Source organism: Pseudomonas sp. FP2254 (assembly GCF_030687695.1).
GTDB classification, from domain to species: domain Bacteria; phylum Pseudomonadota; class Gammaproteobacteria; order Pseudomonadales; family Pseudomonadaceae; genus Aquipseudomonas; species Aquipseudomonas quebecensis.
Window position 1 is genome coordinate 2,906,879 of record NZ_CP117444.1, and the last position, 22,760, is coordinate 2,929,638.

Genomic DNA, 22,760 nt, shown 5'->3' on the forward strand with positions numbered 1-22,760 from the left:
GCATAGGTCACGTCTCATAGCCGCAAGGAGCTTTGCATGATTTATCGCACGTTGGGCCAGTCCGGGTTGAAGGTCAGTGTCCTGACCCTGGGCACCATGATGTTCGGCGAACAGACCAACACCGAAGACTCGCTGCGCATCATCGACAAGGCCTGGGATCAGGGTGTCAACTTTATCGACACGGCGGACGTGTACACCGGCGGGCGTTCCGAAGAGTTGGTGGGTGAAGCCATCGCCCGGCAGCGCCACGATTGGGTGGTGGCGTCAAAAGTCGGCTTCGGCCCGGCCGATGGTGTGCCCAACCGCAGCGGCCTGAGCCGCAAGCGAATATTCAACGCGCTCGATGCGAGCTTGACCCGCCTCGACACCGATTACCTGGACATCTACTACCTGCACCGCGAAGACCACCAGACGCCGTTGGAAGTGACCGTCTCGGCTATCGGCGACCTGATTCGCCAGGGCAAGATCCGCTACTGGGGCCTGTCCAACTATCGCGGCTGGCGCATTGCAGAAGTGATCCGTGTGGCCGAACGCCTGGGCGTGGACAGGCCTGTAATCAGCCAGCCGTTGTACAACATCGTCAACCGCCAGGCCGAGGTGGAGCAGATCACCGCCGCCGCTGCGTATGGCCTCGGCGTGGTGCCCTACAGCCCGCTGGCGCGCGGGGTGTTGAGCGGTAAATACGCCCCGGATGTCACCCCGCAAGCCGGCAGCCGTGCCGCGCGCCAGGACAAGCGCATCCTGGAAACCGAATGGCGCGTGGAGTCGCTGCGCATCGCCCAGCAGATCCAGCAGTACACCCAAGGGCGTGGCGTGGGCATGGTGGAATTCGCCATCGCCTGGGTGCTCAACAACGCCGCGGTGAGTTCGGCGATTGTCGGGCCGCGCACCGAAGCCCAATGGGATGCCTACACCGGCGCGCTGCAGGTGAAGATCACGGCCGAAGACGAGGCGTTCATTGATTCGCTGGTCACGCCGGGGCATGCGTCCACACCAGGGTTCAATGACGTGGGCCACTTCGTTTCGGGACGCACGCCGCTGTGAGCGCGCTCTGACAGCGCAGCGTAAGAAAGTTTTCGGTGATTTGCCCCAAAACAGAGCAGCCTTGACGCGCCGAAAGCACCATAATCCCCTGCTCTTTTGATTGAATCGGCTTTCGCGAGGACAGTGTGTCTAAAGGTGTGGTGTTATCGGTCTCGGCCTCGGTGTTGTTTGCCGTCATGTACTACTTCACGTCGTTGCTCACGCCATTGAGCGGCCTGGAGATTTTCGGCTGGCGCATGTTGCTGACCGTGCCGTGCATGACGGTATTCATGGTGGTCAGCGGCGAGTGGCGACACGTGTGGGAACTGCTGCGCCGGCTCACGGCCGAGCCACGCTTGATTGCCGGCGTGGTGGTGTCGTCGGCCCTGCTGGGCGTGCAGTTGTGGCTGTTCATGTGGGCGCCGCTCAACGGGCGCAGCCTGGACGTGTCGGTGGGGTATTTCCTGTTGCCACTGACCATGGTGCTGACCGGGCGCCTGGTGTGGGGCGAACAGCTGTCCTATTTGCAGAAGATCGCGGTATTTTTTGCCGCGCTCGGTGTGCTCAACGAGTTGTATCAGGCCGGTGGGTTCTCCTGGGCGACCCTGGTGGTCATCATCGGTTACCCGCTGTACTTCATCGCGCGCAAATACCTCAAGACCGATCACCTTGGCGGCCTGTGGCTGGACATGGCGCTGATGCTGCCCGTGGCATGGTGGTTCGTGCAAAGTGGCGAACAGGGCTTTGCGGTGATGGATGCGCAGCCGAAGCTCTATGCATTGATTCCGATCCTGGGCCTGATCAGTGCCTCGGCGCTGGTGAGCTATATCATCGCCAGTCGCTTGCTGGCCTTCAGCCTGTTCGGCCTGCTCAGTTATGTCGAGCCAGTGCTGTTGCTGCTGGTGGCGCTCTTGCTGGGTGAAGGCATCAAGGCCGGGCAATGGCTGACCTACATTCCGATCTGGATTGCGGTCATGGTCCTGGTGTTTGAAGGGTTCAAGCACTTGGTGCGCCAGCGCCGGGCGTAACGCCCAGGCAATAAAAAGCCCGGCCAGGGTTTACGTTGGCCGGGCTTTTTTCTACACGTGCGTTCAGTCGGCGGTCAACACACCGCGACGGACCTGGTCACGCTCGATGGATTCGAACAGGGCCTTGAAGTTGCCCTCGCCGAAGCCATCGTCCCCCTTGCGCTGGATAAACTCGAAGAACACCGGGCCCATCAGGGTTTCCGAGAAGATCTGCAGCAACAGACGCTTGTCGCCTTCGATGGACGAACCGTCGAGCAGAATGCCACGGGCCTGCAGTTGATCGACTGGCTCGCCGTGGTTGGGCAAGCGACCTTCGAGCATCTCGTAGTAGGTGTCCGGCGGCGCGGTCATGAAGCGCATGCCGATTTTCTTCAGCGCATCCCAGGTCTGGACCAGGTCGTCGGTGAGGAATGCCACATGCTGGATGCCCTCGCCATTGAACTGCATCAGGAACTCTTCGATCTGCCCGGCGCCCTTGGAGGACTCTTCGTTCAGTGGGATGCGGATCATGCCGTCGGGGGCGCTCATGGCCTTGGAGGTCAGGCCGGTGTACTCGCCCTTGATGTCGAAATAGCGAGCTTCACGGAAGTTGAACAGCTTCTCGTAGAAGTTGGCCCAGTACACCATGCGCCCGCGATAGACGTTGTGGGTCAGGTGGTCGATGACCTTGAGGCCGGCGCCCTTAGGGTTGCGGTCCACACCGTCGAGGAAGACGAAATCGATGTCGTAGATCGAGCTGCCTTCGCCGAAACGATCGATCAGGTACAGCGGCGCGCCGCCGATGCCTTTGATGGCCGGCAGGTTGAGTTCCATCGGGCCGGTTTCGATATGGATCGGCTGAGCGCCCAGTTCCAGTGCGCGGTTGTAGGCCTTTTGCGAATCCTTGACCCGGAACGCCATGCCGCACACCGACGGGCCGTGCTCCGCCGCGAAGTACGAGGCGATGCTGTTGGGCTCGTTGTTGAGGATCAGGTTGATCTCGCCCTGGCGATACAGGTGCACGTTCTTGGAGCGATGGGTGGCGACTTTGCTGAACCCCATGATCTCGAAGATCGGCTCAAGGGTGCCTGGGGTCGGCGAGGCGAATTCGATGAATTCAAAGCCCATCAGGCCCATTGGGTTTGCGTGTTGGTCGGTCATGTTCGGTGCCTCATCCTGCTCTTTGAAATAAAGAGTCTGATTAACGAAAAATCAATTGCCAGCAAGGATGAGGTACGGGGGTGGCGCGCAGGACAGGCCTCGCACACTGCGGGCGAGGAAGTCACCAAAGATGAGGGGGGAGCCGAGTCGCTTCATGGTTGCATCAGTCTCTGACGGCCGAGGCTTGCGTGAGCGCAAGTCCATATTCTTGTATGCGTAAATCGATTCTACACAGCGTAACAGGGTTTGTCCGTACTCTTATCAAATCCCCATCACCCGCGCCGGTGCAAGGGGTTTGTTGCACAGGTAGATACCCCACAGTATTACCGCGCCACCTATCAGCATCGGCGCGCTGAGTGGCTCGCCCAGCAACAGCGCGCCACAGATGACCGCAGTGAGCGGGTTAAGCGCAATAAACACGCCGGAGCGAGTGGCGCCGATGCGGCGGATGCCGTCGTAGTAGCCGATATAGGCCAGGGCCGAGCCCAGCACGCCGAGATAGCCCAGGCTCAGCGCCTGCGGCAGGTCAATGCGGCTCACGGCCTGAAGCGTGAAACCGCCCATGAAGGCGGTGGCGGCGGCCAGCATCGCGGCGCCCAGCAGCACCGACCAGGTCACTGTCTGCAGCGGCCCGAGGCTGGCGTTGAGTTCACGGGAATACAACGAATAAATGCCCCACCCCACCACGCAGCCCAGAATCAGCAGGTCCCCCAGCCCATGATTGGGAGCGCCCTGGAGCAACTGCGGATTGCGGCTGACAATCACGGTCGCGGCGCCCCCCAGGCACAGCGCGATACCGATGACGCGTGCGCGCCCCAGTTGTTCCTTGAACAGCAGCGAGGACGCCAGGCCGATCACCGCAGGGTTCAGGGCCACGATCAACGATGCTCGCGAGGCATTGATGTAGTGCAGCCCATAGAAGAAACACAGGTTGTAGAAGAAAATCCCGAAAAAACCCAGCAAGGCCAACTGTCGCAGTTGCCCACCCGTTGGCCGCACCAGTCGAATGCGCGCCAGGGCCATGAACAACAGCAACGCCAGGCTGGCCAGGATAAACCGCAGGCTGGCGGCCAGCAGTGGGTCGATATGATCGGCCAGGTAGCGACCGGCGACGAAGGTGCCACCCCAGATCATGGTGACGGCGGCAAGCTTGCAGTAAGTCAGATGGTCGGAGGTGGCATGCATGATTGTGGCTCAACGCGTGACTGATTAAAGGTATTCTCTGAGTAATGACTCATCATCGTAAAATGAGTAAACACTCATGACCCTGACCCAATTGGAAATCTTTTCCCTGGTTGCCGAACTGCAGGGCTTTACCAGTGCCGCCTACCGCCTGGGTATCAGCCAATCGGCCGTGTCCCATGCCATCAAGGCGCTGGAGCAGGAGCTGGGCGTGGCGCTATTCCGGCGGCATCAAACCCTGGTCGAACCCAGCGACATCGGCCTGCAATTACTTGCACGCGCACGCGCCATGCTTGGCCTGGCCAATACGTTGCAACAGGAAGCCGCGGACGCCCGTGGCATGAAGCGCGGCACCTTGCGCATCGGCTCATTCGGCCCGACCGCGTCGATACGGTTGCTGCCAGCCATCCTCCAGCGCTTTCGCGCCGACTACCCGGGAATTGAAGTGCATGTAGACGAAGGGCCGGATCGGCAGGTGACCCAGTGGCTGGAGGAGCGGCGCATCGACGTCGGTTTTGTGGTGCTGGAACAGGAGCGCTTCGATACCTTCGCGTTGTGCGAGGATCAGATGGTCGCGCTGCTGCCGGCGGACCATCCACTGACCGCGCAGGACGCCTTGCCCCTGCGGGCGCTGTGCGATGATCCGTTTATTCTGACCGAAGCCGGGTCGTCGGAGCTGGTCAGCCGGCTGTTTGCCGGCGCCCAGTTGCAACCCAAGGTGCGTTATCGCTGCGCGCAGCTGCTGAGCACGCTGGAGGCGGTCTGCCGGGGTGACGGCGTCAGTGTCGTGGCGCAGGCGTCGTTACCCTGCGGTCACGATTCACGCTACGTCACACGGCCATTGTTACCCAGCGTTGCGCGCCGGATTGGCCTGGCTGTGCTGGATCGGCGACAGGCATCTCCTGCTGCGCTGGCGTTCATAGAGATTGCACAAAACCTGACCAAGGCGAGCATATTTGAGCCCGGCCATCTATCATCGAAACATTCCTCACCGGCGCGCCGGTAACCCCCGCTGCGCAACAGGCCCCAGAACCCATGCCGCTTCGTGTCAATGGCCCTCGAAAGCCCATTACCCGCTTCTCGATCAGCGCCATGTGTGGCCTGCTGCCCGTGCTGCTCGGGGTCGTCATCCTGTATTGGCAGGCCGAGCGTACCCTGGAACAAAGCACGACGCAGACCGCCGAAGAGGCGGTGCGCCAGTTCGACCTGATGCTCGACAACACCGCGCTTGCCGCCCAGGCGCTGGTGCCGCTGGCGGGGCAGCCGTGCGACAGCGCCACTCAACTGGCGCTGCGCGAACAGGTGACGCGCCGGCCATTTGTACGCGCCACCACGTTGTCCTGGCAGAAAAATATCTATTGCAGCTCCCTGTTCGGCGGCGATTACACCTCGCCGGTCAACCCGGATGATTACGTCGACGGGCGCCTGTGGCTGATGGACGGCAACCCGGTCACCCCGGACACCGCGCTGCTGGTTTATCGCCTGGTCGAAGGGGACAAGGCCGCGTTCGCCTCGGTTGACGGCTACCACCTCACCAATGCCCTGCGCCTGATCAGCCGCTATGCGCAACTGATTCTGCAGGTCGGCCCGCACTGGTTCGACGCCGATGGCCAGGTGCGCCGGACACCGCCGCCGACGTTCGCGGTGGCCCATCAGCACCTGGCTTCGACGCGCTATGCCTACAGTGTCGATGCCGGCATGCCGGACGGTGAGGTGTGGCGTTACATGCAGGCGCGTTACCCTGCCCTGTTCAGCCTATTGGTGTTTTTTGGCGGGCTGGCGGCACTGCTCGCGCACTGGCTGCAAAAGCGCGCCTCGTCGCCAACCCATGAGTTGCAACGGGCACTGGGCGCCAATGAGTTCATCCCTTACTACCAACCGGTGGTGCGCGGCGACACCCGCGCGTGGGCCGGTTGCGAAGTGCTGATGCGCTGGAAGCATCCGAAGGAAGGCCTGGTGCGCCCGGACCTGTTCATTCCGCTGGCTGAGGATTGCGGCCTGATCGTGCCGATGACCCGCGCCCTGCTCCGCCGGACCGCCGCCGAGTTGGCGCCTCACGCGTCGCGTTTCACGCCGGGGTTCCATATCGGCGTAAACATCACCGCGCGTCACTGCCAGGACCTGCAACTGGTGGACGACTGCCGCGAGTTCCTCGCGGCCTTCGCCCCGGGGCAGGTTACGCTGGTGCTGGAACTGACCGAGCGCGAGTTGATCGAGCCCACTGAGATCACCCGTCGCCTGTTCGAGGCGCTCCACGCGCTGGGCGTGATGATCGCCATCGACGACTTCGGCACCGGCCATTCAAGCCTGGGTTATTTGCGCAACTTCAATGTGGACTACCTGAAGATCGACCAGAGCTTTGTCGCCATGATCGGCGTCGACGCGCTGTCCGGGCATATCCTGGACAGCATCATTGAATTGTCCGGCAAGCTTGACTTGGGTATCGTCGCCGAGGGCGTTGAAACAGCGCAGCAGTGCCAATACCTCGCGAGTCGAGGAGTCGACTTCCTTCAAGGTTATCTATTTGGCCGGCCACTACCGTGTGAGGAATTCGTTAACAGCCTGGCCAAGGATTGAATAGGCCCGCACTAGGCAGCTTCAAAAAGTGTTAATGAGACAAAAGACGTGATTTACTCGTGACGTATTAACTACTACAATTTTTCTTGCCCGTTTAGAGTCACCTTAAAGCGCTTGGCTTGCAGCTTTGTTTGCAGTTGATATCAGCCAACTACACTATTGGAGTACCGATTTTGTCCAAACTCGCCGAATTTCGCGCAGCAGAAAGAGCCCTTCAAGAGCAGCTTGCCCAGCTGGAATCCTTGAAGAACGATGCCAGCCTGAAGAAAGAAATCGAATTCGAAGAAAAACTCCAGGGGCTGATGAAAACCTACGGCAAGGGCCTGCGTGACATTATTGCCATCCTGGACCCTAACCCAGGCAAGGCCAGCAGCGTTGCCAGCGCGCCAAAGCAGCGCCGCGCACGCGTCGTCAAGGTCTATCAGAACCCGCACACCGGCGAGTTGATCGAAACCAAGGGCGGCAACCACCGTGGCCTCAAAGCCTGGAAGGAAGAGCACGGCGCACAAACCGTAGAGTCCTGGCTGCGCAAGTGAACCGCACCCAGTCACATAAAGCCCCGCACATGCGGGGCTTTTTATTCAAGGTTCGAAAGTGAACTTAAATAACATTTCATTTTGTTCAGAATCGCTCGATGCCACTGGCTTAAAGTTTCAAGCTGTTACGCACCGAGCCCACTTCATTCTTGCTTTCGTCATAGGCCTGTGCCTGACCGGCGTATGAAAATACATACGCTTTATCGGTATCCACCGCGCCTATCAATGTTTGCGAGAGCACGTGACGGCCGTTTTCGGTAATCACGCAAGTAGTTTCCAGCGCATCGAGACGGCTTAATGTCGTAGGGTGCATTTTGGTGCACACACTTTGATAGCCACCTTGGGCGAAGTCTTTCTGGATAGATTTGCGCATCTCCAGCAACACCCCTTGAAGATTAACTTTATGCCCCGCTTCAATGGGCGTACCGGTCAATTCCATAACCATCAGGGTCTTGCCATTCTCGTCATTCTTGATCGCCCGTTGCCGGGACACAGCCTGCGCCTGGGCGGGCGTATCCGCCGCAGGGGCCACCTCTTCGATCTGCCACCCGCTGGGCCAATGGATTTCCGGTTCAGCAGCCACTGCCCACGGGCTGGCCAGCAGCACACACATAGCGCTCAATAGCGGTTTACGACAGTCGATCATTGCAAAAACACCAAAGGGTCGAGCCACAAAGTGTGAGCCCCTCCAGCGGCTGGTCGCAAGGCCCGCGCCGGGCTTTTTCATTTGGCGCGGCGGCCAGGCCTTGCGTATCATGGCCCGGCTGCATGAATGCTTGCCGCAAGCCAAGGGAGCGCTCCCGAGTGGAGTCGCGTTTGCCCCATTTTTTTCTGGAGGGCCCATGAGCCTGCACGAACTGAACACTGTCCCCGGCGTTACCGCGCAACCTGACACCGCCACCACGCACTTCGTGTTCAACCACACGATGCTGCGCGTCAAAGACATCACTCGTTCGCTGGATTTCTACACCCGCGTTCTGGGCTTCTCGCTGGTTGAAAAGCGCGATTTTCCGGAAGCCGAATTCAGCCTCTACTTCCTGGCCCTGGTGGACAAAACCCAGATCCCCGCAGACGCCGCCGAGCGTACTCAGTGGATGAAGTCGATCCCCGGCATCCTGGAACTGACCCACAACCACGGCACCGAAAACGACCCTGCCTTCGTCTACCACAACGGCAACACCGACCCGCGCGGCTTTGGTCATATCTGCATTTCGGTGCCGGATATCGTCGCTGCCTGCGAGCGCTTCGAGACCCTGGGCTGCGACTTCCAGAAGCGCCTGACCGATGGCCGCATGAAAAGCCTGGCGTTCATCAAGGACCCGGACGGTTACTGGGTTGAGATCATTCAGCCAGCACCGATGTAAACAAAAAACCCCATGATCGCTCATGGGGTTTTTCATTTGCGTGCTCGGTTTTACGCCGGGGCGGATGTGCGGATCAGGTGATCGAACGCGCTCAGGGAAGCCTTGGCGCCCTCGCCCACTGCAATCACGATCTGCTTGTACGGCACTGTGGTGACATCGCCGGCGGCAAACACGCCGGGCAGCGAGGTCTCACCACGGGCATCGACGATGATCTCGCCACGGGGCGTCAGCTCCACCGTGCCCTTGAGCCAGTCGGTATTGGGCAGCAGGCCGATCTGTACGAAAATGCCTTCCAGGTCGAGCGTTTTGAACGCACCGCTGTCGCGATCCTTGTATGCCAGGCCGGTGACTTTCTGACCGTCACCCTTCACTTCGCTGGTCAATGCGCTGGTGATCACCTCCACGTTCGGCAGGCTGTACAACTTGCGCTGCAGTACCGCATCGGCGCGCAGCTTGCTGTCGAACTCAAGCAGCGTCACGTGACTGACGATACCCGCCAGGTCGATGGCTGCTTCGACACCGGAGTTGCCGCCGCCGATCACCGCCACGCGCTTGCCCTTGAACAGCGGGCCGTCGCAGTGCGGGCAGAAGCACACGCCCTTGGCCTTGTATTCCTGCTCGCCCGGCACGCCCATTTCACGCCAGCGTGCGCCGGTGGCGAGGATCACCGTTCTGGACTTGAGCGTGGCGCCACTTTCGAAGCGGATTTCGTGCAGCTCTCCGGGATTCTTTGCTGGAACCAGGCTGCTGGCGCGCTGCAGGTTCATGATGTCAACGTCGTACTGACGCACGTGGGCTTCCAGGGCACTGGCCAGTTTCGGCCCTTCGGTTTCCTGGACCGAGATAAAGTTCTCGATCGACATCGTGTCCAGCACCTGGCCACCGAAACGCTCAGCGGCGACACCGGTGCGGATACCTTTACGTGCCGCGTAGATGGCCGCCGACGAGCCCGCCGGGCCTCCGCCGACCACCAGCACATCAAAGGCGGCCTTGGCGCTGATTTTCTCGGCAGCTTTTTCGGCGCCGCTGGTGTCGAGCTTGGCGAGGATTTCTTCCAGGCCCATGCGGCCCTGGCCGAAGTTCACACCATTGAGGTAGACGCTCGGTACCGCCATGATCTGACGTTCGTCGACTTCGGCCTGGAACAATGCGCCGTCGATGGCGACGTGGCGGATGTTGGGGTTGAGCACGGCCATCAGGTTCAACGCCTGGACTACGTCCGGGCAGTTCTGGCAGGAGAGTGAGAAGTACGTCTCGAAGCTGAACTCGCCCTTCAGCGCACGGATTTGTTCAATCACTTCAACACTGGCCTTCGACGGGTGGCCACCGACTTGCAGCAGGGCCAGCACCAACGAAGTGAATTCATGGCCCATGGGGATGCCGGCGAAACGCAGACTGATTTCGGCACCCGGGCGGTTGATGGAAAATGACGGCTTGCGCGCATCATCTCCATCGGTTTTCAACGTGATCAGCGTGGTGAGGCTGGTGACGTCTTGCAAAAGAGCCAGCATTTCCTGGGATTTCGCACCGTCGTCGAGGGAGGCGACGATCTCGATCGGCTGGGTGACCCGTTCCAGGTATGACTTCAACTGAGCTTTAAGATTGGCGTCCAACATACGGGCGATTTCCTGTTAATTCGGTTTATTACAGTCGAAAAAAAACGCCCGAGCGAATCTCGCCCGGGCGTTTTTAGGGGCGGTTGCGGCTTACTTCACAGGTGCGGAAACCCGCCCCAGGTGCTTCACAGACTTAGATCTTGCCGACCAGGTCCAGGGACGGAGCCAGGGTGGCCTCGCCTTCTTTCCACTTGGCTGGGCAGACTTCGCCCGGGTGGGCGGCAACGTATTGAGCAGCCTTGATTTTGCGCAGCAGCTCGGAAGCGTCACGGCCAACGCCGCCGTCGTTCAGCTCAACGATTTTGATCTGACCTTCCGGGTTGATCACGAAGGTACCGCGGTCCGCCAGGCCGGCTTCTTCGATCAGCACGTCGAAGTTGCGCGAGATGGTCAGGGTCGGGTCGCCGATCATGGTGTACTGGATTTTGCCGATGGCCGGCGAAGTGTTGTGCCAGGCCGCGTGGGCAAAGTGGGTGTCGGTGGAAACGCTGTAGATCTCGACGCCCAGTTTCTGGAACTCGGCATAGTTGTCAGCCAGGTCTTCCAGCTCGGTTGGGCAAACGAAGGTAAAGTCGGCTGGGTAGAAGAACACGACCGACCACTTGCCTTTCAGGTCAGCGTCGGTCACATCTACGAAGCTGCCGTTTTTGAACGCGGTGGCTTTGAACGGTTTTACTTGGCTGTTGATGATAGGCATCGTTGACTCTCCGTCAGGGGTTAAGAAGTTGATGGGGTGAATCCTACCCAGTCTGTTGATAGATGGCTCATTGGCAAACCTGATGCTGACGATTGGTTTTCGCTATCAGGTAACCGTATATATAGAAGAAAATTCAAATCAACGGTTGGCTGGCCAGCGTCATTCCCAGAAAGGGCGTCGCTTCAACATAGCGCATGGCGGATTTCATGTCGTTCCAGCCGACGTAACTCATCAACGACTTCATATCCCAGCCGCTGCGATGGGCCCAGGTGGCGAAGCCTCGGCGCAGCGAATGGCTGGTGTAGTGCTCGGCGGCAATCCCGGCCCGCTCAAGCGCCTGGCGCAATAGCGGAATGACACTATTGGCGTGCAAACCCGTCTCTGCCAGGTTGCCCCAGCGATCAATACTGCGGAACACCGGCCCACGCACCAGCGCCGCGGCATTCAGCCAGTCGCTGTAGGCCTGCACCGGGCACAAGCGCAACAATGCCGGCGTGTGATAGGTCTTGCCGAGGTTGTCGCGGTCACTTTTGCTGCGCGGCACATACAGGCTGATGCCGACGCCAGGCGTGGCCTGCACATGCTCGACCTGCAGACGGCACAGTTCGTCGCTGCGAAAGCCACGCCAGAAACCCAGCAGGATCAGCGCCGTATCGCGCTTGGCGCGCAGCAGGCGCGCGGGGTCCTGAGCCGCATTTGCCTCTTGCGCGTCGCGCTCAAGAAAGGCCACCACTTGCTCAAGATGCTGGAGCTGCAACGGCTCGGCCTGTTTTTCCCGCGCCGGGTGCACGGCGCGGATGCCTTTAAGCACCTTGCGCACCACCGGCGCCTTGGTCGGGTCGGGAAACCCCTGGCTGATGTGCCATTGCGCCAATGCAGACAGGCGCAGTTTGAGCGTGTTGACCGCCAGCACGCCCGCATGCGCCACCAGATAGCGCGCCACGCTGTCGCTGGTCGCCGGCAGGAAACCGCCCCAGATAACCTCGAAGTGCTCGATCGCGGCGCGATAGCTGCGACGCGTGTTATCGCGGGTGGCGGCGGTGAGGTATCGATCCAGATCGCTCATGGGCGGGCCTATTCGTACGGTAAACGGAGGTGGCAGGCGCTTAAAACGCGCATGACACGGGATAATACGCCAATATCCCATCTGTTGAATCTCAAATTTAACTGCGTTTTCATACGTGATACAGTATGTAAATACATACTATGTAAAACAGTATCAAATCGACGGAGACTCCATGGCACGCGGCGGCATTAACAAAGCAGTAGTTCAGACGGCACGCCTGGCGATCATCGCCCGTGGCGAACATCCCAGCATCGACGCGGTACGCATCGAAATGGGCAATACCGGCTCCAAAACCACCATTCATCGGTATCTGAAAGAGCTGGACGACAGCGAAACCCGCGCCAGCATTACTGCGGCACCGATCGACGATGAATTGAGCGAATTGGTCGCGCGCCTGGCCCAGCGCCTTAAAGACAAGGCTCAAGAGCCGATCGACCTGGCATTGGCGCAATTTGAGCAAGAGAAGGCCGCCCTGCTCGCCCAACTGCAAACGCTGCAGGACGCGCACCAGCAACTTCAGCAACAGTTCGATATTCAGGCCGCCGCTCTGACCGAAGAAAGCGCGGCACTGCAGACCGCCAGCACCAGCCTGCAGACAGAGCAGACCCGCAACGCCGGGCTCAGCCAGGCATGCAGCGATTACGAATTGCGCATCAACGACAAGGACGAGCAGATCCGCTCATTGGAAGACAAGCACACACACGCGCGGGATGCCCTTGAGCACTACCGCACGGCCATCAAGGAACAACGCGAGCAGGAACAGCGACGGCACGAGGGTCAGTTGCAGCAGATCCAGGCAGAACTGCGCCAGGCCCAGCAGAGCGCCATGGTTCGCCAGGACGAGATCACGCAATTGCATCGGGATAACGAACGCTTGCTCATTGAGCATCGAGTTACGCTCAAAGAGCTGGCGGCCCTGCAGGAGAGCGCCCGCAAGGATCAGGCCGAGCATCTCAAGCTCAACGAACGCCTTAATCGTATCGACAGCGAGCGCGCCTTGCTTGAGGAGCGCCTGCGCGTGGCATTGCTGGACAGTCAGTCGCGCCAGGAGGCATTGGCTGAATACCAGCAAGCCAACAAGGCCCTGGAACTGGACCTGATCAAGGCTCAGGCCAGTATCGAAGCCCTGCGTCTGGCTACCGCCGTTGCGACGGCGCCAGAGGCCAAGCCAGCCGACTGATCAGTCGGCCACAGGGGTGCGCATGGTGACGAATTCTTCCGCCGCCGTAGGATGCACGCCGATGGTTTCGTCGAAATGCCGTTTGGTCGCGCCCGCCTTGAGCGCGATCGCCAGGCCCTGGACGATTTCGCCGGCATCCGGCCCGACCATATGGCAGCCGAGCACCTTATCGGTGTCGGCATCCACCACCAGCTTCATCAGGGTTTTCTCCTGGCAGTCGGTCAGGGTCAGCTTCATCGGACGGAAACGGCTTTCGAACACCTGGACCTGGTGGCCGCTCTTCTTCGCCTCCTCCTCCGTGAGGCCCACCGTGCCGATATTCGGCAGGCTGAACACGGCGGTCGGGATCATCGCGTAGTCCACCGGGCGGTACTGCTCAGGCTTGAACAGGCGCCGCGCCACGGCCATGCCTTCAGCCAGAGCAACCGGCGTCAGCTGTACGCGGCCGATCACATCGCCGATGGCCAATATCGAAGGCTCGGTGGTCTCGTACTGATCATTGACCTGCACAAAGCCACGCTCATCGAGGGTGACGCCGGTGTTCTCCAGCCCAAGGTTATCCAGCATGGGGCGCCGACCGGTCGCGTAAAACACGCAATCGGCTTCCAGCACGCGACCATCCTTGAGGGTAGCTTTGAGACTGCCATCGGCTTGCTTGTCGATGCGTTCGATGTCGGCATTGAATTGCAGGTCCAGACCGCGCTTGGTCAGCTCCTCCTGCAAATGCTTGCGCACCGAGCCGTCAAACCCACGCAGGAACAAATCACCGCGGTACAACAGGCGGGTTTGCGCGCCCAGTCCATGGAAGATTCCGGCAAACTCAACGGCGATATAACCGCCGCCAACTACCAGCACGCGCTTTGGCAGCTCCTTGAGGAAAAACGCTTCATTGGAGCCAATCGCATGTTCGCGCCCGGGGATATCCGGAATCTGCGGCCAGCCGCCCGTGGCGATCAGGATGTGCCTGGCCGTGAAACGCTCTCCATTGATTTCCACCTGATGTGGATCCACCAGGCGCGCATGCCCTTCGTGCAGGGTCACGCCGCTGTTGACCAGCAGGTTGCGATAGATGCCGTTGAGGCGGTTGATCTCGCGATCCTTATTGGCGATCAGCGTCGCCCAATCGAAATTCGCCTCGCCCAGGGACCAGCCAAAACCGCTGGCCTGCTCGAAATCCTCGGCAAAATGCGCGCCGTACACCAACAGTTTTTTCGGCACGCAGCCCACGTTCACGCAGGTGCCACCCAGGTAGCGGCTTTCCGCGACGGCCACCTTGGCGCCGAAGCCTGCGGCGAAACGCGCTGCGCGAACACCGCCGGAACCGGCGCCAATTACATACAGATCAAAATCGTAGGCCATTTCACTCTCCTCGGCAGGACATCAGCATACCGATTTACATGGGGCTGAAAAACGAAAAAGCCACCCGAAGGTGGCTTTCTCTTAAAACCAGCGAACAGGCGTGAATCAGTACGCCTTGCCAGTTTTGTAGAAGTGCTCGTAGCAGAAGTTGGTGGCTTCGATGTAGCCTTCCGCGCCGCCGCAGTCGAAGCGCTGGCCTTTGAACTTGTAGGCAATTACGCAGCCATCTTTGGCCTGCTTCAACAGGGCGTCGGTGATCTGAATCTCACCGCCTTTGCCTGGCTCGGTTTCTTCGATCAGCTTGAAGATGTCCGGGGTCAGGATGTAGCGACCGATAATGGCCAGGTTGGACGGTGCGTCTTCCGGCGCCGGCTTCTCGACCATGTCGCGTACGCGGATCAGGCCATCACCAATGTCGTCGCCGGCAATAACGCCGTACTTGTTGGTTTCGGTCGGGTTGACTTCCATCACTGCGACGATAGTGCAGCGGTATTTCTGGTACAGCTTGACCATCTGGGTCAGTACGCCGTCGCCTTCCAGGTTCACACACAGGTCATCCGCCAGTACCACGGCGAACGGTTCGTCACCGATCAGCGGACGGCCGGTCAGGATGGCGTGGCCGAGGCCTTTCATCTGGGTCTGGCGAGTGTAGGAGAACGAGCACTCGTCCAACAGTTTGCGGATGCCGACCAGGTATTTTTCCTTGTCGGTGCCCTTGATCTGGTTTTCCAGCTCGTAGCTGATGTCAAAGTGGTCTTCCAGCGCGCGCTTACCGCGACCGGTCACGATGGAGATTTCGTTCAGACCGGCATCCAGGGCTTCTTCCACACCGTACTGAATCAGTGGCTTGTTCACCACCGGCAGCATCTCTTTGGGCATGGCCTTGGTCGCTGGCAAGAAGCGAGTGCCGTAACCGGCTGCTGGGAACAAGCATTTCTTGATCATATGGGTCCTTACAAAGGGCTATGCGTACGGAATTCGGCGCAGTCTAATCAGGCCGCAGCCACCTTACAATGGGTCCTGCTGGCGTTGCGATGTCATCATAGAGAAAAAAACTGAGCGTAAGTTCCACTTATCTTACAAACAGCAGCGCCATTGACTCGGCAAAATTGTCGACTGCTTATGGCCGCTATCTACCTGAATCTTTTAGCACGCTTTCGCGGCGGTGCATTGACGTGGATTAACGTGCACGTGTCGACGACATTTGGCGCTATGATTGCGCCCTTGAACCAGACCACGAGATTGTTAATAGATGTCAGAACCCAAAGGTGTGAACGGCTACCTGATTACCCAGCGTGCGGACGGCTGGCACTTGATCAACTTTCACGGCGACAGCGTTGCCGGTTGCTTCGCGACCGAGCGTGAAGCCATTGCGGTCGCTGAAGTGTTCGTGGACGAAGCCGGTCACGCATCGAGCAAGCGGCCGAAGGGCAAGTAAGCAGCGGCCCGGGTACATGACGCCTCGCATAGCGAGGCTTTTTTGCGTTTGTCTGTACGTAGATGGCAGTTCGCTATAATCTTCGGCAAACGCCCCACGACAGTGTCAGCGCGTCCCTCCTAACACCCTTGATGACGAACACCTATGAACAAGATTCTGGCACTGACTGCAGTCCTGGCGCTCGCCGGCTGCACTACCACCTCTGACGTCTATTTGAAAAACGGCGAACAAGGCCTGACCATCGACTGTTCCGGCGAAGCCAATTCCTGGGCCAGCTGCTACGAAAAAGCCGATGCATCCTGCGCGGGCACCGGCTATCGCATCGTTGGCACCGAAGGCACGCCGTCGCTCAAGGAGAGCGACAAGACGCTGGGGCAGGACGTAGGCAACTACAAAAACCGCAGCGTGGTTGTGGTCTGCAAGTAAGCGTTTATAGCTGTATGTCGGCGAACTTGATGCCCAGGCCGCGAATGGTCTCGATCAGGTCATCCAGCCGCTGGAAAGATTCCACTTCATCCTGATCGTCCACCAGGAAAAAACTGCGCCCGCCGCTCTTTTTGAAAAACACGATCCACTCGCCCAGATCGGCCGGATTCTGGATGACATGGGTGGCCGAGATCTGACCCTCGGCGTGGCGGGCTCTGACATCTTCACGTTTCATAACGGGCTTCCAAAAAAGACAAATACCGCGCAACCCCAGGGCTGCGCGGTATTTTTGCATTGAATGGCCGACAGTCTAACGGATGCCCTGCCCGATCAGCACGCCTTCCACTGTTTGGCCATACAGATTGACACCGTCATTGGCATGAAACTTCACCCGGGTTTTCTCTACCGAGCCCTCAATCAGGCGCGGGTCCTGCGGCCGCTCATGACTGTTGATGTAGGCTGCGACATCCCAGGCCTGCTGGTCGCTCAAGCTGGCGCCTTTACCCAGCGGCATGTTGTGCTTGATAAACGCAGCCGCCGTGTTGATCCGGTGCATGCCGGCGCCCCAGTTGTAGGAGTCTTTACCCCACAGCGGCGGCATCGCGTAGTGATCGCCGACCTTTTGCCCCTGCCCTTGCGCGCCATGGCAAACCGCGCACTGATCCCCATACACCTGTGCGCCTCGGACGATGCTGTAGCCCTGCGCGGGTTGTGCCACATCGGGGTAACCGCGCCCCGGCTGTTCCACGCCCAAGGGTGCCTTACTGGCCAGCCAATAGGAATACACGGACAACGCGGTGATTTCCGGGCTGTCGGCAGCCGGCGGGGTGCCACCGTTCATGCTGAATTGGAAACAGCCCTGGAGCCGCTCGGCGTAGGTGTTGACCTTGTCGTTTTTCTTGCGGTAAGCCGGATACATCGGATAAGCCGCCCACAATGGCGCCGAGTTGGCCAGGCGCCCCTGGTCCAGATGGCAATTGCTGCAATTAAGGCCGTTGCCGACAAATTGCGGCGCCAGGCGCTTGGTGTCGACGAATAAGGCATATCCCTGCCTGACCAGCTTGCCGTACGCATTATCCGGCAAGTCTTTTTCCGACGGTGGCTGAAACAACGCGGCTTGTTGACCAGCCGGGCGTGGCACCAGCTGGGATTGATCTTCCATGGCAATGGTCGCGGCCTGGATCGGCAAAGCCATCAACAAGCCGACCACGCTTACAAGCACAAACGGCTTCATGGCTTGACCTCCAGGCTTAACGACGCGAAATACTGGGCCACGTCCTGGGCTTCCTGCGCAGTCAGTGACTTGGCGATAGGCCCCATCAGGTCGTTGACATCGTTGTGACGGGTGCCGTTCTGCCACGCGATCAACTGCGCGGCAAGGTAGCCCGCGGGCTGCCCGGCAAGCGGCGGGAACGTATCGCCGACGCCGCTGCCAGCCGGCCCGTGACAGCTGACACAGGCTGGAATCTGCCGCTCCCACGCGCCTTGCAAGGCAAGTTTCTGCGCGGCATTGGTCGGCATTTCGCTGCGATACACCGGGACGGGCGCTGCAGCAGGCATTGCGGCGATGGTCTGGCTCAGCGCTTGTACCTCGGCATCCGTCAGCGCGATTGCCAGTGGACGCATCACCGGGTTATCGCGACTGCCACGCTTAAAGTCCTCCAATTGCTTACGCAGATAAGCCGCAGGCAATCCGGCCAACCTCGGAAACCCCGCCGCCGCGACACCGCCGCCGTCCGCCCCGTGGCACGCGACGCAGGCCATCGCTGCGGGCTGCGCGCCCCCCTCGGTGAAAATCTTGCTGCCATCCAACGCGTGCGCGCTGCCCAGCAGAAAAAACAGTGCACTCCCCACCAGTGTTCGTTGCAGAGGTCTCATCATCACTCCCTGTTTATAGTTATAAGCTTAGACATTCACGGCATAGGCCTTACAAATAGTATGGGAATGATCCTGCTTCCACAACGTTCCAGGCGGCATTAAAAAAGCCTGGCGCTGCGTTTGCAGGGCCAGGCTTTTATCGGATTCGAAGGCGCGCGACGGGCTGGAGATCAGCCAGAGATGCAGTCTTCACCGGCTTTTTTCACATCACCTGGGCGAATCGGCACGTTCGACATGCTCTCGTAGAGCTTGATGCTGCTGCCGCTGGAGCGCTCTTCAATTTCGAAGATCGCCGATGGGTCAGCCGAGAATTTCTGCGGCACGATCACACGCACGCCTTCCTTGTGAGGTTCGATCTGCGAAGGACGACGTGTCGTGGACAATTTGTGTACGACACAAGCAGCGTATTCCTGCGGCTTTTTCCCGGAAATGACCGCCAATGTCGGCGGGGTCTGCTTGATGTCTGCAACCGAAGCACACCCACCCAACGCCAAGGCCAGAACCAACACACTCCACTTCATACAAAACCTCCGATAAAGACCCTACGACAGCGGGGATGGTAATTTTCTCCCGGACACGTAGGATTTATCCCTGATCACACGGTAAATAACTGTTTTAAATTGTCGACGGCGTCGAAGACGGGCCGATAATAAACGCGCTGGGGCTGATAAACTCCATCTTAACCTACGTATCCTTCTGATTTTGCAGAAAAAGCCCTTCTGGAGACACTCCCATGAAATTCATCCACCAGCGCGAGCACCTCAACGAGGGAGATATTGTTGTCATCGAATGCTCGCAGACTTGTAATATCCGTCTGATGAGCGATGCGAACTTTCGCAGCTTCAAGAACGGCGGGCGCCACACTTACCATGGCGGCGCGTTTGACAAATTCCCGGCTAAAATCACCGCGCCGAGCACCGGGTTCTGGAACATCACCCTGGACGTCGTCACCCGCCGCGCCATCAGCGTGACCCGCAAACCTGCTTTGTCCCACAAGATTCGCATCGTGCGTCGTACCAGCTCCAAGCTGAGCTGATCCGCCCTTTCACAGGAAATAGCCGTGACCGCCACCACCAAATACGTGATCAAGTACAAACTCAACGACGAGCGTCGTTTCGAGTTTGCCCGCCTGCACAGCGACGACTTGGAAGAAGCCAAGCAAGTCTTGGCGAAAATTCACGATGAGAATGATCGCATCACCGACATCAGCGTGAGCAAGGCGCTGTAAGACCATGTCCGGTCCCACTTCTGACCTGTTCGCCGAAGACGCGCTGCAACAGCCCAACGGGCGCGAGCAGATCGGTGAACAGTCCTACGTGCTAAGGGGCTATGCCCTGCCCTGGATTGAGCGCCTTCTGCCCGAACTGCGGCACGTGCTGGCCCAAGCCCCCTTTCGGCAAATGGTCACGCCGGGTGGCTTTACCATGTCGGCGGCGTTGACCAGTTGCGGCGAGTTGGGCTGGACCACGGACGCCTCCGGCTATCGGTACTCGCACCTGGACCCGCGCAGCCAGCAACCCTGGCCGGCCTTGCCCGATGCCTTGCGCGAATTGGCGGTCCAGGCAGCGGCAGACGCCGGTTTCGCCGACTTTGCTCCGGACGCCTGCCTGATCAACCGCTATGTCCCCGGAGCCAAGATGTCGCTGCATCAGGACAAAAACGAGCGCGACTACGGCGCACCGGTGGTATCGGTATCGTTGGGCCTGCCGGCGATCTTCCTGTTCGGCGGCCACGCACGATCGGACAAGCCGCAGAAAATCTCGCTGTTCCATGGCGATGTGGTGGTGTGGGGTGGCGTGGACCGCCTGCGCTTTCACGGGGTCATGCCGATCAAGGAAGGCGTGCACCCGGTGATGGGCCCGCAACGCATCAACCTGACCCTGCGCACCGCCGGTTGATTTGACCGCAAGCTTCGGGGTGTCAGGCCGTCGCGGCACGGCTAATCTGCCATAAAGCCGTCAAGAGTGCCGACCATGCTGACTGAACAAGACCCTCGTTGGGCCGCTGTCCTGGCCCGTGATGCCAGCGCCGACGGACTGTTTGTCTACGGCGTCAAAACCACCGGCGTGTATTGCCGCCCCAGCAGCGCGTCACGACTGCCGCGCCTGGAAAATATCGAGTTCTTTGACACCCCGGCGCAGGCCGAGGCCGCCGGTTATCGGGCCAGCCGACGCGCGGCCGGCGACCAGACGCAACGCGCCGCGCACCATGCGCAATTGGTGGCCGATGCGTGTCGCCTCATCGAACAGAGCGTTGCGCCGCCGTCCCTGGCCTCCCTCGCGGCCCAGTCCGGCCTGAGCCCTTATCATTTTCACCGGGTGTTCAAGGCGGTGACCGGCCTGACGCCCAAGGGTTACGCCACCGCGCATCGCTCTCGCAAAGTGCGCAATGGGCTCAAAGGTCAACACTCGGTCACGGCCGCCCTTTATGACGCGGGCTTCAATTCCAGCAGTCGCTTTTACGAGTCAGCCGACCAACTGCTCGGCATGACCGCCAGCGACTATAAAGCCGGCGGTGCCCACAACGTCATTCGGTTCGCGGTAGGTCAGTGTTCGCTGGGCGCGATCCTGGTCGCGCGCAGCAACCGTGGCGTGTGTGCGATCCTGCTCGGGGACGACCCGGACACCCTGGTGCGCAACCTGCAGGACCAGTTTCCCAAGGCCGAGCTGGTCGGCGCCGACTCGAGTTTCGAGCAGTGGGTTGCCCAGGTCGTCGGCTTTATCGAAGCGCCCGCGCTGGGCCTCGACCTGCCGCTGGATGTGCGCGGCACTGCATTCGAGCAGCGCGTGTGGCAAGCCTTGCGCGATATCCCCGTGGGCAGCACGGCCAGCTATGCACAGATCGCCGAGCGGATCGGGGCCCCCAAGTCATATCGCGCGGTGGCCCAGGCGTGCGGCGCCAACCGTCTGGCGGTGGCAATCCCCTGCCATCGCGTGGTGCGCAGCGATGGTGAGCTGTCAGGCTATCGTTGGGGCGTTGCGCGCAAGCAGGCGTTGCTGGAGCGCGAGCGTAACAACGAAGGCTGACAGAGCTGCACGAAATGTCCGCTGCGTCCAGTGAATAAAACAGACTGGCCGCGTGCAATACGCCCTGCTAAAAACAGCGAAACCCCTGACCTTCGCTGGAGACCCACCCATGAGCACCTGGCCTGACACCCGTATTCTCGACTTGCTCGGCATCGAGTTACCCATCATCCAGGCGCCCATGGCCGTAGGCACCACGCCCGCCATGGTCATTGCCGCCAACCAGGCGGGAGCGTTGGGCTCATTGCCCGCCGCCACGCTGAGCATCGAACAACTGCGCGAAGACCTGCGCACTCTGCGCGCGGCCAGCAGCCGTCCGATCAACGTGAATTTCTTCTGCCATCAGCCACCGGTCCCGGACGACGCCCGCGACCACCACTGGAAGGCATTGCTGCAACCCTATTACCGCGAACTGGGTGTCGATTTCGAGGCGCCGACTCCGGTGTCCAACCGCGCGCCGTTCAACGACGAGGCCTGCCAGGTGGTGGAAGCGTTCCGCCCCGAGGTCGTCAGCTTTCACTTCGGGCTGCCGGAAAAAGCCCTGCTGGATCGGGTCAAGGCCACCGGAGCCAAGGTGCTGTCGTCGGCCACCACCGTCGAAGAAGCCATCTGGCTGCAGGCCAACGGCTGCGATGCAATCATCGCCATGGGCATCGAGGCTGGCGGTCATCGTGGCATGTTCCTCAGTGATGACCTCAACACCCAGATCGGCCTGATGGCGTTGGTGCCGCAGATCGTCGACGCGGTCACCGTGCCGGTGATCGCCGCCGGCGGTATTGGCGATGCGCGAGGTATCGTCGCGGCGTTCGCCCTCGGTGCTTCGGCGGTGCAGATCGGCACGGCATACCTGTTTACCCCCGAAGCCAACGTGAGCGCGGCTCATCACCACGCGCTGCGCCATGCCCAGGCCAGCGAAACTGCGTTGACCAACCTGTTCACCGGACGCCCGGCGCGGGGCATCGTCAACCGAGTCATGCGCGAACTGGGCGCAATGAACCCGGCAGCGCCTGCGTTTCCCCGGGCCGGCGGCGCGCTGATGCCGCTCAAGGCCAGGGATGAGGGCGGTTTCAGCAACCTGTGGTCGGGCCAGGCGTTACGGCTGGGCCGCGACATTGGCACTTACGAGCTGACGCGCCAATTGGCCGAGCAGGCGCTGGCCAGGCTCAGATAACCCAGGCTGTTGCGGCAACGTTGCACTGTACCGGCAGTGGTCGAGCGCTATATATT

Annotated in this window: 26 protein-coding genes; 14 read left to right on the top strand and 12 right to left on the bottom strand. The window is 60.2% G+C overall.

Annotated elements, in window-relative coordinates; genetic code table 11:
- Positions 1-36: 36 nt before the first annotated feature.
- Both PSH94_RS13335 and rarD read left to right on the top strand, forming a co-directional pair.
- A complete protein-coding gene (locus PSH94_RS13335) occupies positions 37-1,044 on the top strand; it encodes an aldo/keto reductase (protein ID WP_305434742.1) in 1,008 nt (335 codons plus the stop codon).
- Between the two features lie 125 nt (positions 1,045-1,169).
- A complete protein-coding gene (rarD, locus tag PSH94_RS13340) occupies positions 1,170-2,051 on the top strand; it encodes an EamA family transporter RarD (protein WP_181077701.1) in 882 nt (293 codons plus the stop codon).
- A gap of 63 nt (positions 2,052-2,114) precedes the next feature.
- Here the strand turns inward: rarD and hppD are convergent, their stop codons facing one another.
- Together hppD and PSH94_RS13350 are read right to left on the bottom strand one after the other, a co-directional pair.
- A complete protein-coding gene (gene hppD / locus PSH94_RS13345; RefSeq protein WP_181077703.1) occupies positions 2,115-3,191 on the bottom strand; it encodes a 4-hydroxyphenylpyruvate dioxygenase in 1,077 nt (358 codons plus the stop codon).
- Between the two features lie 261 nt (positions 3,192-3,452).
- Positions 3,453-4,376: a DMT family transporter gene (locus PSH94_RS13350; RefSeq protein WP_305434744.1), complete on the bottom strand. Its 924-nt coding sequence runs from the start codon at positions 4,374-4,376 to the stop codon at positions 3,453-3,455.
- A gap of 76 nt (positions 4,377-4,452) precedes the next feature.
- Here PSH94_RS13350 and PSH94_RS13355 point away from each other — a divergent pair, with 76 nt between their 5' ends.
- The 3 genes from PSH94_RS13355 to PSH94_RS13365 all read left to right on the top strand — a co-directional run bounded on the left by PSH94_RS13355 (position 4,453) and on the right by PSH94_RS13365 (position 7,486).
- Positions 4,453-5,379, top strand: coding sequence for a LysR family transcriptional regulator (locus tag PSH94_RS13355; RefSeq protein ID WP_305434745.1), 927 nt, complete (start codon positions 4,453-4,455; stop codon positions 5,377-5,379).
- 29 nt (positions 5,380-5,408) lie between these two features.
- Positions 5,409-6,950, top strand: coding sequence for an EAL domain-containing protein (locus tag PSH94_RS13360; RefSeq protein WP_305434747.1), 1,542 nt, complete (start codon positions 5,409-5,411; stop codon positions 6,948-6,950).
- Positions 6,951-7,123: 173 nt separating this feature from the next.
- Entirely contained in the window at positions 7,124-7,486 is a 363-nt protein-coding gene (locus PSH94_RS13365; protein ID WP_181077711.1) for a histone-like nucleoid-structuring protein, MvaT/MvaU family, read from the top strand.
- A gap of 109 nt (positions 7,487-7,595) precedes the next feature.
- On the opposite strand, the gene PSH94_RS13370 is transcribed toward PSH94_RS13365, so the two are convergent.
- A complete protein-coding gene (locus PSH94_RS13370; protein ID WP_181077967.1) occupies positions 7,596-8,132 on the bottom strand; it encodes a DUF4946 domain-containing protein in 537 nt (178 codons plus the stop codon).
- 196 nt (positions 8,133-8,328) lie between these two features.
- Between PSH94_RS13370 and gloA the strand changes: the two genes are divergently transcribed.
- Positions 8,329-8,850 (top strand): lactoylglutathione lyase, encoded by a 522-nt coding sequence (gene gloA, locus PSH94_RS13375; RefSeq protein WP_305434750.1) that lies wholly within the window; start codon positions 8,329-8,331, stop codon positions 8,848-8,850.
- Between the two features lie 50 nt (positions 8,851-8,900).
- Here the strand turns inward: gloA and ahpF are convergent, their stop codons facing one another.
- The 3 genes from ahpF to PSH94_RS13390 form a co-directional block, all read right to left on the bottom strand.
- Positions 8,901-10,466 (bottom strand): alkyl hydroperoxide reductase subunit F, encoded by a 1,566-nt coding sequence (ahpF, locus tag PSH94_RS13380; RefSeq protein WP_181077714.1) that lies wholly within the window; start codon positions 10,464-10,466, stop codon positions 8,901-8,903.
- Between the two features lie 133 nt (positions 10,467-10,599).
- The gene (gene ahpC, locus PSH94_RS13385; RefSeq protein ID WP_003191303.1) at positions 10,600-11,163 is read right to left on the bottom strand and encodes an alkyl hydroperoxide reductase subunit C; all 564 of its coding nucleotides are present in this window, start codon (positions 11,161-11,163) and stop codon (positions 10,600-10,602) included.
- 133 nt (positions 11,164-11,296) lie between these two features.
- The gene (locus tag PSH94_RS13390) at positions 11,297-12,229 is read right to left on the bottom strand and encodes a site-specific integrase (protein ID WP_181077716.1); all 933 of its coding nucleotides are present in this window, start codon (positions 12,227-12,229) and stop codon (positions 11,297-11,299) included.
- A gap of 172 nt (positions 12,230-12,401) precedes the next feature.
- Between PSH94_RS13390 and PSH94_RS13395 the strand changes: the two genes are divergently transcribed.
- Positions 12,402-13,409: a DNA-binding protein gene (locus PSH94_RS13395; protein WP_305434752.1), complete on the top strand. Its 1,008-nt coding sequence runs from the start codon at positions 12,402-12,404 to the stop codon at positions 13,407-13,409.
- Here PSH94_RS13395 and gorA read toward each other — a convergent pair whose 3' ends face one another.
- The gene (gene gorA / locus PSH94_RS13400) at positions 13,410-14,768 is read right to left on the bottom strand and encodes a glutathione-disulfide reductase (protein WP_266249452.1); all 1,359 of its coding nucleotides are present in this window, start codon (positions 14,766-14,768) and stop codon (positions 13,410-13,412) included. It abuts the gene before it with no gap.
- Positions 14,769-14,873: 105 nt separating this feature from the next.
- Complete coding sequence (gene galU, locus PSH94_RS13405) at positions 14,874-15,713, bottom strand: UTP--glucose-1-phosphate uridylyltransferase GalU (RefSeq protein WP_003173830.1); 840 nt, start codon at positions 15,711-15,713, stop codon at positions 14,874-14,876.
- Positions 15,714-16,020: 307 nt separating this feature from the next.
- On the opposite strand from galU, the gene PSH94_RS13410 reads away from it, so the two are divergent.
- Together PSH94_RS13410 and PSH94_RS13415 are read left to right on the top strand one after the other, a co-directional pair.
- On the top strand, positions 16,021-16,206 hold the full coding sequence (locus PSH94_RS13410) for a hypothetical protein (RefSeq protein WP_181077722.1): 186 nt from the start codon (positions 16,021-16,023) through the stop codon (positions 16,204-16,206).
- A 144-nt stretch (positions 16,207-16,350) separates the two neighbouring features.
- On the top strand, positions 16,351-16,632 hold the full coding sequence (locus PSH94_RS13415) for a hypothetical protein (RefSeq protein WP_181077723.1): 282 nt from the start codon (positions 16,351-16,353) through the stop codon (positions 16,630-16,632).
- A gap of 4 nt (positions 16,633-16,636) precedes the next feature.
- On the opposite strand, the gene PSH94_RS13420 is transcribed toward PSH94_RS13415, so the two are convergent.
- The 4 genes from PSH94_RS13420 to PSH94_RS13435 form a co-directional block, all read right to left on the bottom strand.
- Positions 16,637-16,867, bottom strand: a complete 231-nt coding sequence (locus PSH94_RS13420) for a hypothetical protein (RefSeq protein ID WP_034098003.1) — start codon at positions 16,865-16,867, stop codon at positions 16,637-16,639.
- Positions 16,868-16,942: 75 nt separating this feature from the next.
- Positions 16,943-17,866: a c-type cytochrome gene (locus tag PSH94_RS13425; protein ID WP_181077725.1), complete on the bottom strand. Its 924-nt coding sequence runs from the start codon at positions 17,864-17,866 to the stop codon at positions 16,943-16,945.
- Entirely contained in the window at positions 17,863-18,510 is a 648-nt protein-coding gene (locus PSH94_RS13430; protein WP_181077727.1) for a c-type cytochrome, read from the bottom strand. The genes PSH94_RS13425 and PSH94_RS13430 overlap by 4 nt, the downstream gene beginning before the upstream one ends.
- A gap of 170 nt (positions 18,511-18,680) precedes the next feature.
- Positions 18,681-19,031: a hypothetical protein gene (locus PSH94_RS13435; protein ID WP_181077729.1), complete on the bottom strand. Its 351-nt coding sequence runs from the start codon at positions 19,029-19,031 to the stop codon at positions 18,681-18,683.
- 212 nt (positions 19,032-19,243) lie between these two features.
- Between PSH94_RS13435 and PSH94_RS13440 the strand changes: the two genes are divergently transcribed.
- From PSH94_RS13440 to PSH94_RS13460, 5 genes are all read left to right on the top strand, one after another.
- Positions 19,244-19,546, top strand: coding sequence for a DUF1883 domain-containing protein (locus PSH94_RS13440; RefSeq protein WP_003191319.1), 303 nt, complete (start codon positions 19,244-19,246; stop codon positions 19,544-19,546).
- Between the two features lie 24 nt (positions 19,547-19,570).
- Positions 19,571-19,738: a hypothetical protein gene (locus PSH94_RS13445; RefSeq protein ID WP_305434758.1), complete on the top strand. Its 168-nt coding sequence runs from the start codon at positions 19,571-19,573 to the stop codon at positions 19,736-19,738.
- Positions 19,739-19,742: 4 nt separating this feature from the next.
- The gene (gene alkB / locus PSH94_RS13450) at positions 19,743-20,408 is read left to right on the top strand and encodes a DNA oxidative demethylase AlkB (protein ID WP_305434759.1); all 666 of its coding nucleotides are present in this window, start codon (positions 19,743-19,745) and stop codon (positions 20,406-20,408) included.
- Positions 20,409-20,483: 75 nt separating this feature from the next.
- A complete protein-coding gene (gene ada / locus PSH94_RS13455) occupies positions 20,484-21,536 on the top strand; it encodes a bifunctional DNA-binding transcriptional regulator/O6-methylguanine-DNA methyltransferase Ada (RefSeq protein ID WP_305434760.1) in 1,053 nt (350 codons plus the stop codon).
- Positions 21,537-21,645: 109 nt separating this feature from the next.
- Positions 21,646-22,704 carry a nitronate monooxygenase family protein gene (locus tag PSH94_RS13460; protein ID WP_285428195.1) on the top strand — a complete coding sequence of 353 codons (1,059 nt, stop codon included), beginning with the start codon at positions 21,646-21,648 and terminating at the stop codon, positions 22,702-22,704.
- The last annotated feature ends 56 nt before the right edge of the window (positions 22,705-22,760 follow it).

What these genes read in the sequence shown, in the direction of transcription:
- PSH94_RS13335 (WP_305434742.1), top strand. Translation starts at nt 37, where the DNA reads ATGATTTATCGCACGTTGGGCCAGTCCGGGTTGAAGGTCAGTGTCCTG.
- hppD (WP_181077703.1), bottom strand. Translation starts at nt 3,191, where the DNA reads ATGACCGACCAACACGCAAACCCAATGGGCCTGATGGGCTTTGAATTC.
- PSH94_RS13350 (WP_305434744.1), bottom strand. Translation starts at nt 4,376, where the DNA reads ATGCATGCCACCTCCGACCATCTGACTTACTGCAAGCTTGCCGCCGTC.
- PSH94_RS13355 (WP_305434745.1), top strand. Translation starts at nt 4,453, where the DNA reads ATGACCCTGACCCAATTGGAAATCTTTTCCCTGGTTGCCGAACTGCAG.
- PSH94_RS13360 (WP_305434747.1), top strand. Translation starts at nt 5,409, where the DNA reads ATGCCGCTTCGTGTCAATGGCCCTCGAAAGCCCATTACCCGCTTCTCG.
- PSH94_RS13370 (WP_181077967.1), bottom strand. Translation starts at nt 8,132, where the DNA reads ATGATCGACTGTCGTAAACCGCTATTGAGCGCTATGTGTGTGCTGCTG.
- gloA (WP_305434750.1), top strand. Translation starts at nt 8,329, where the DNA reads ATGAGCCTGCACGAACTGAACACTGTCCCCGGCGTTACCGCGCAACCT.
- ahpF (WP_181077714.1), bottom strand. Translation starts at nt 10,466, where the DNA reads ATGTTGGACGCCAATCTTAAAGCTCAGTTGAAGTCATACCTGGAACGG.
- ahpC (WP_003191303.1), bottom strand. Translation starts at nt 11,163, where the DNA reads ATGCCTATCATCAACAGCCAAGTAAAACCGTTCAAAGCCACCGCGTTC.
- PSH94_RS13390 (WP_181077716.1), bottom strand. Translation starts at nt 12,229, where the DNA reads ATGAGCGATCTGGATCGATACCTCACCGCCGCCACCCGCGATAACACG.
- PSH94_RS13395 (WP_305434752.1), top strand. Translation starts at nt 12,402, where the DNA reads ATGGCACGCGGCGGCATTAACAAAGCAGTAGTTCAGACGGCACGCCTG.
- gorA (WP_266249452.1), bottom strand. Translation starts at nt 14,768, where the DNA reads ATGGCCTACGATTTTGATCTGTATGTAATTGGCGCCGGTTCCGGCGGT.
- galU (WP_003173830.1), bottom strand. Translation starts at nt 15,713, where the DNA reads ATGATCAAGAAATGCTTGTTCCCAGCAGCCGGTTACGGCACTCGCTTC.
- PSH94_RS13410 (WP_181077722.1), top strand. Translation starts at nt 16,021, where the DNA reads ATGTCAGAACCCAAAGGTGTGAACGGCTACCTGATTACCCAGCGTGCG.
- PSH94_RS13415 (WP_181077723.1), top strand. Translation starts at nt 16,351, where the DNA reads ATGAACAAGATTCTGGCACTGACTGCAGTCCTGGCGCTCGCCGGCTGC.
- PSH94_RS13420 (WP_034098003.1), bottom strand. Translation starts at nt 16,867, where the DNA reads ATGAAACGTGAAGATGTCAGAGCCCGCCACGCCGAGGGTCAGATCTCG.
- PSH94_RS13425 (WP_181077725.1), bottom strand. Translation starts at nt 17,866, where the DNA reads ATGAAGCCGTTTGTGCTTGTAAGCGTGGTCGGCTTGTTGATGGCTTTG.
- PSH94_RS13430 (WP_181077727.1), bottom strand. Translation starts at nt 18,510, where the DNA reads ATGAGACCTCTGCAACGAACACTGGTGGGGAGTGCACTGTTTTTTCTG.
- PSH94_RS13435 (WP_181077729.1), bottom strand. Translation starts at nt 19,031, where the DNA reads ATGAAGTGGAGTGTGTTGGTTCTGGCCTTGGCGTTGGGTGGGTGTGCT.
- PSH94_RS13440 (WP_003191319.1), top strand. Translation starts at nt 19,244, where the DNA reads ATGAAATTCATCCACCAGCGCGAGCACCTCAACGAGGGAGATATTGTT.
- alkB (WP_305434759.1), top strand. Translation starts at nt 19,743, where the DNA reads ATGTCCGGTCCCACTTCTGACCTGTTCGCCGAAGACGCGCTGCAACAG.
- ada (WP_305434760.1), top strand. Translation starts at nt 20,484, where the DNA reads ATGCTGACTGAACAAGACCCTCGTTGGGCCGCTGTCCTGGCCCGTGAT.
- PSH94_RS13460 (WP_285428195.1), top strand. Translation starts at nt 21,646, where the DNA reads ATGAGCACCTGGCCTGACACCCGTATTCTCGACTTGCTCGGCATCGAG.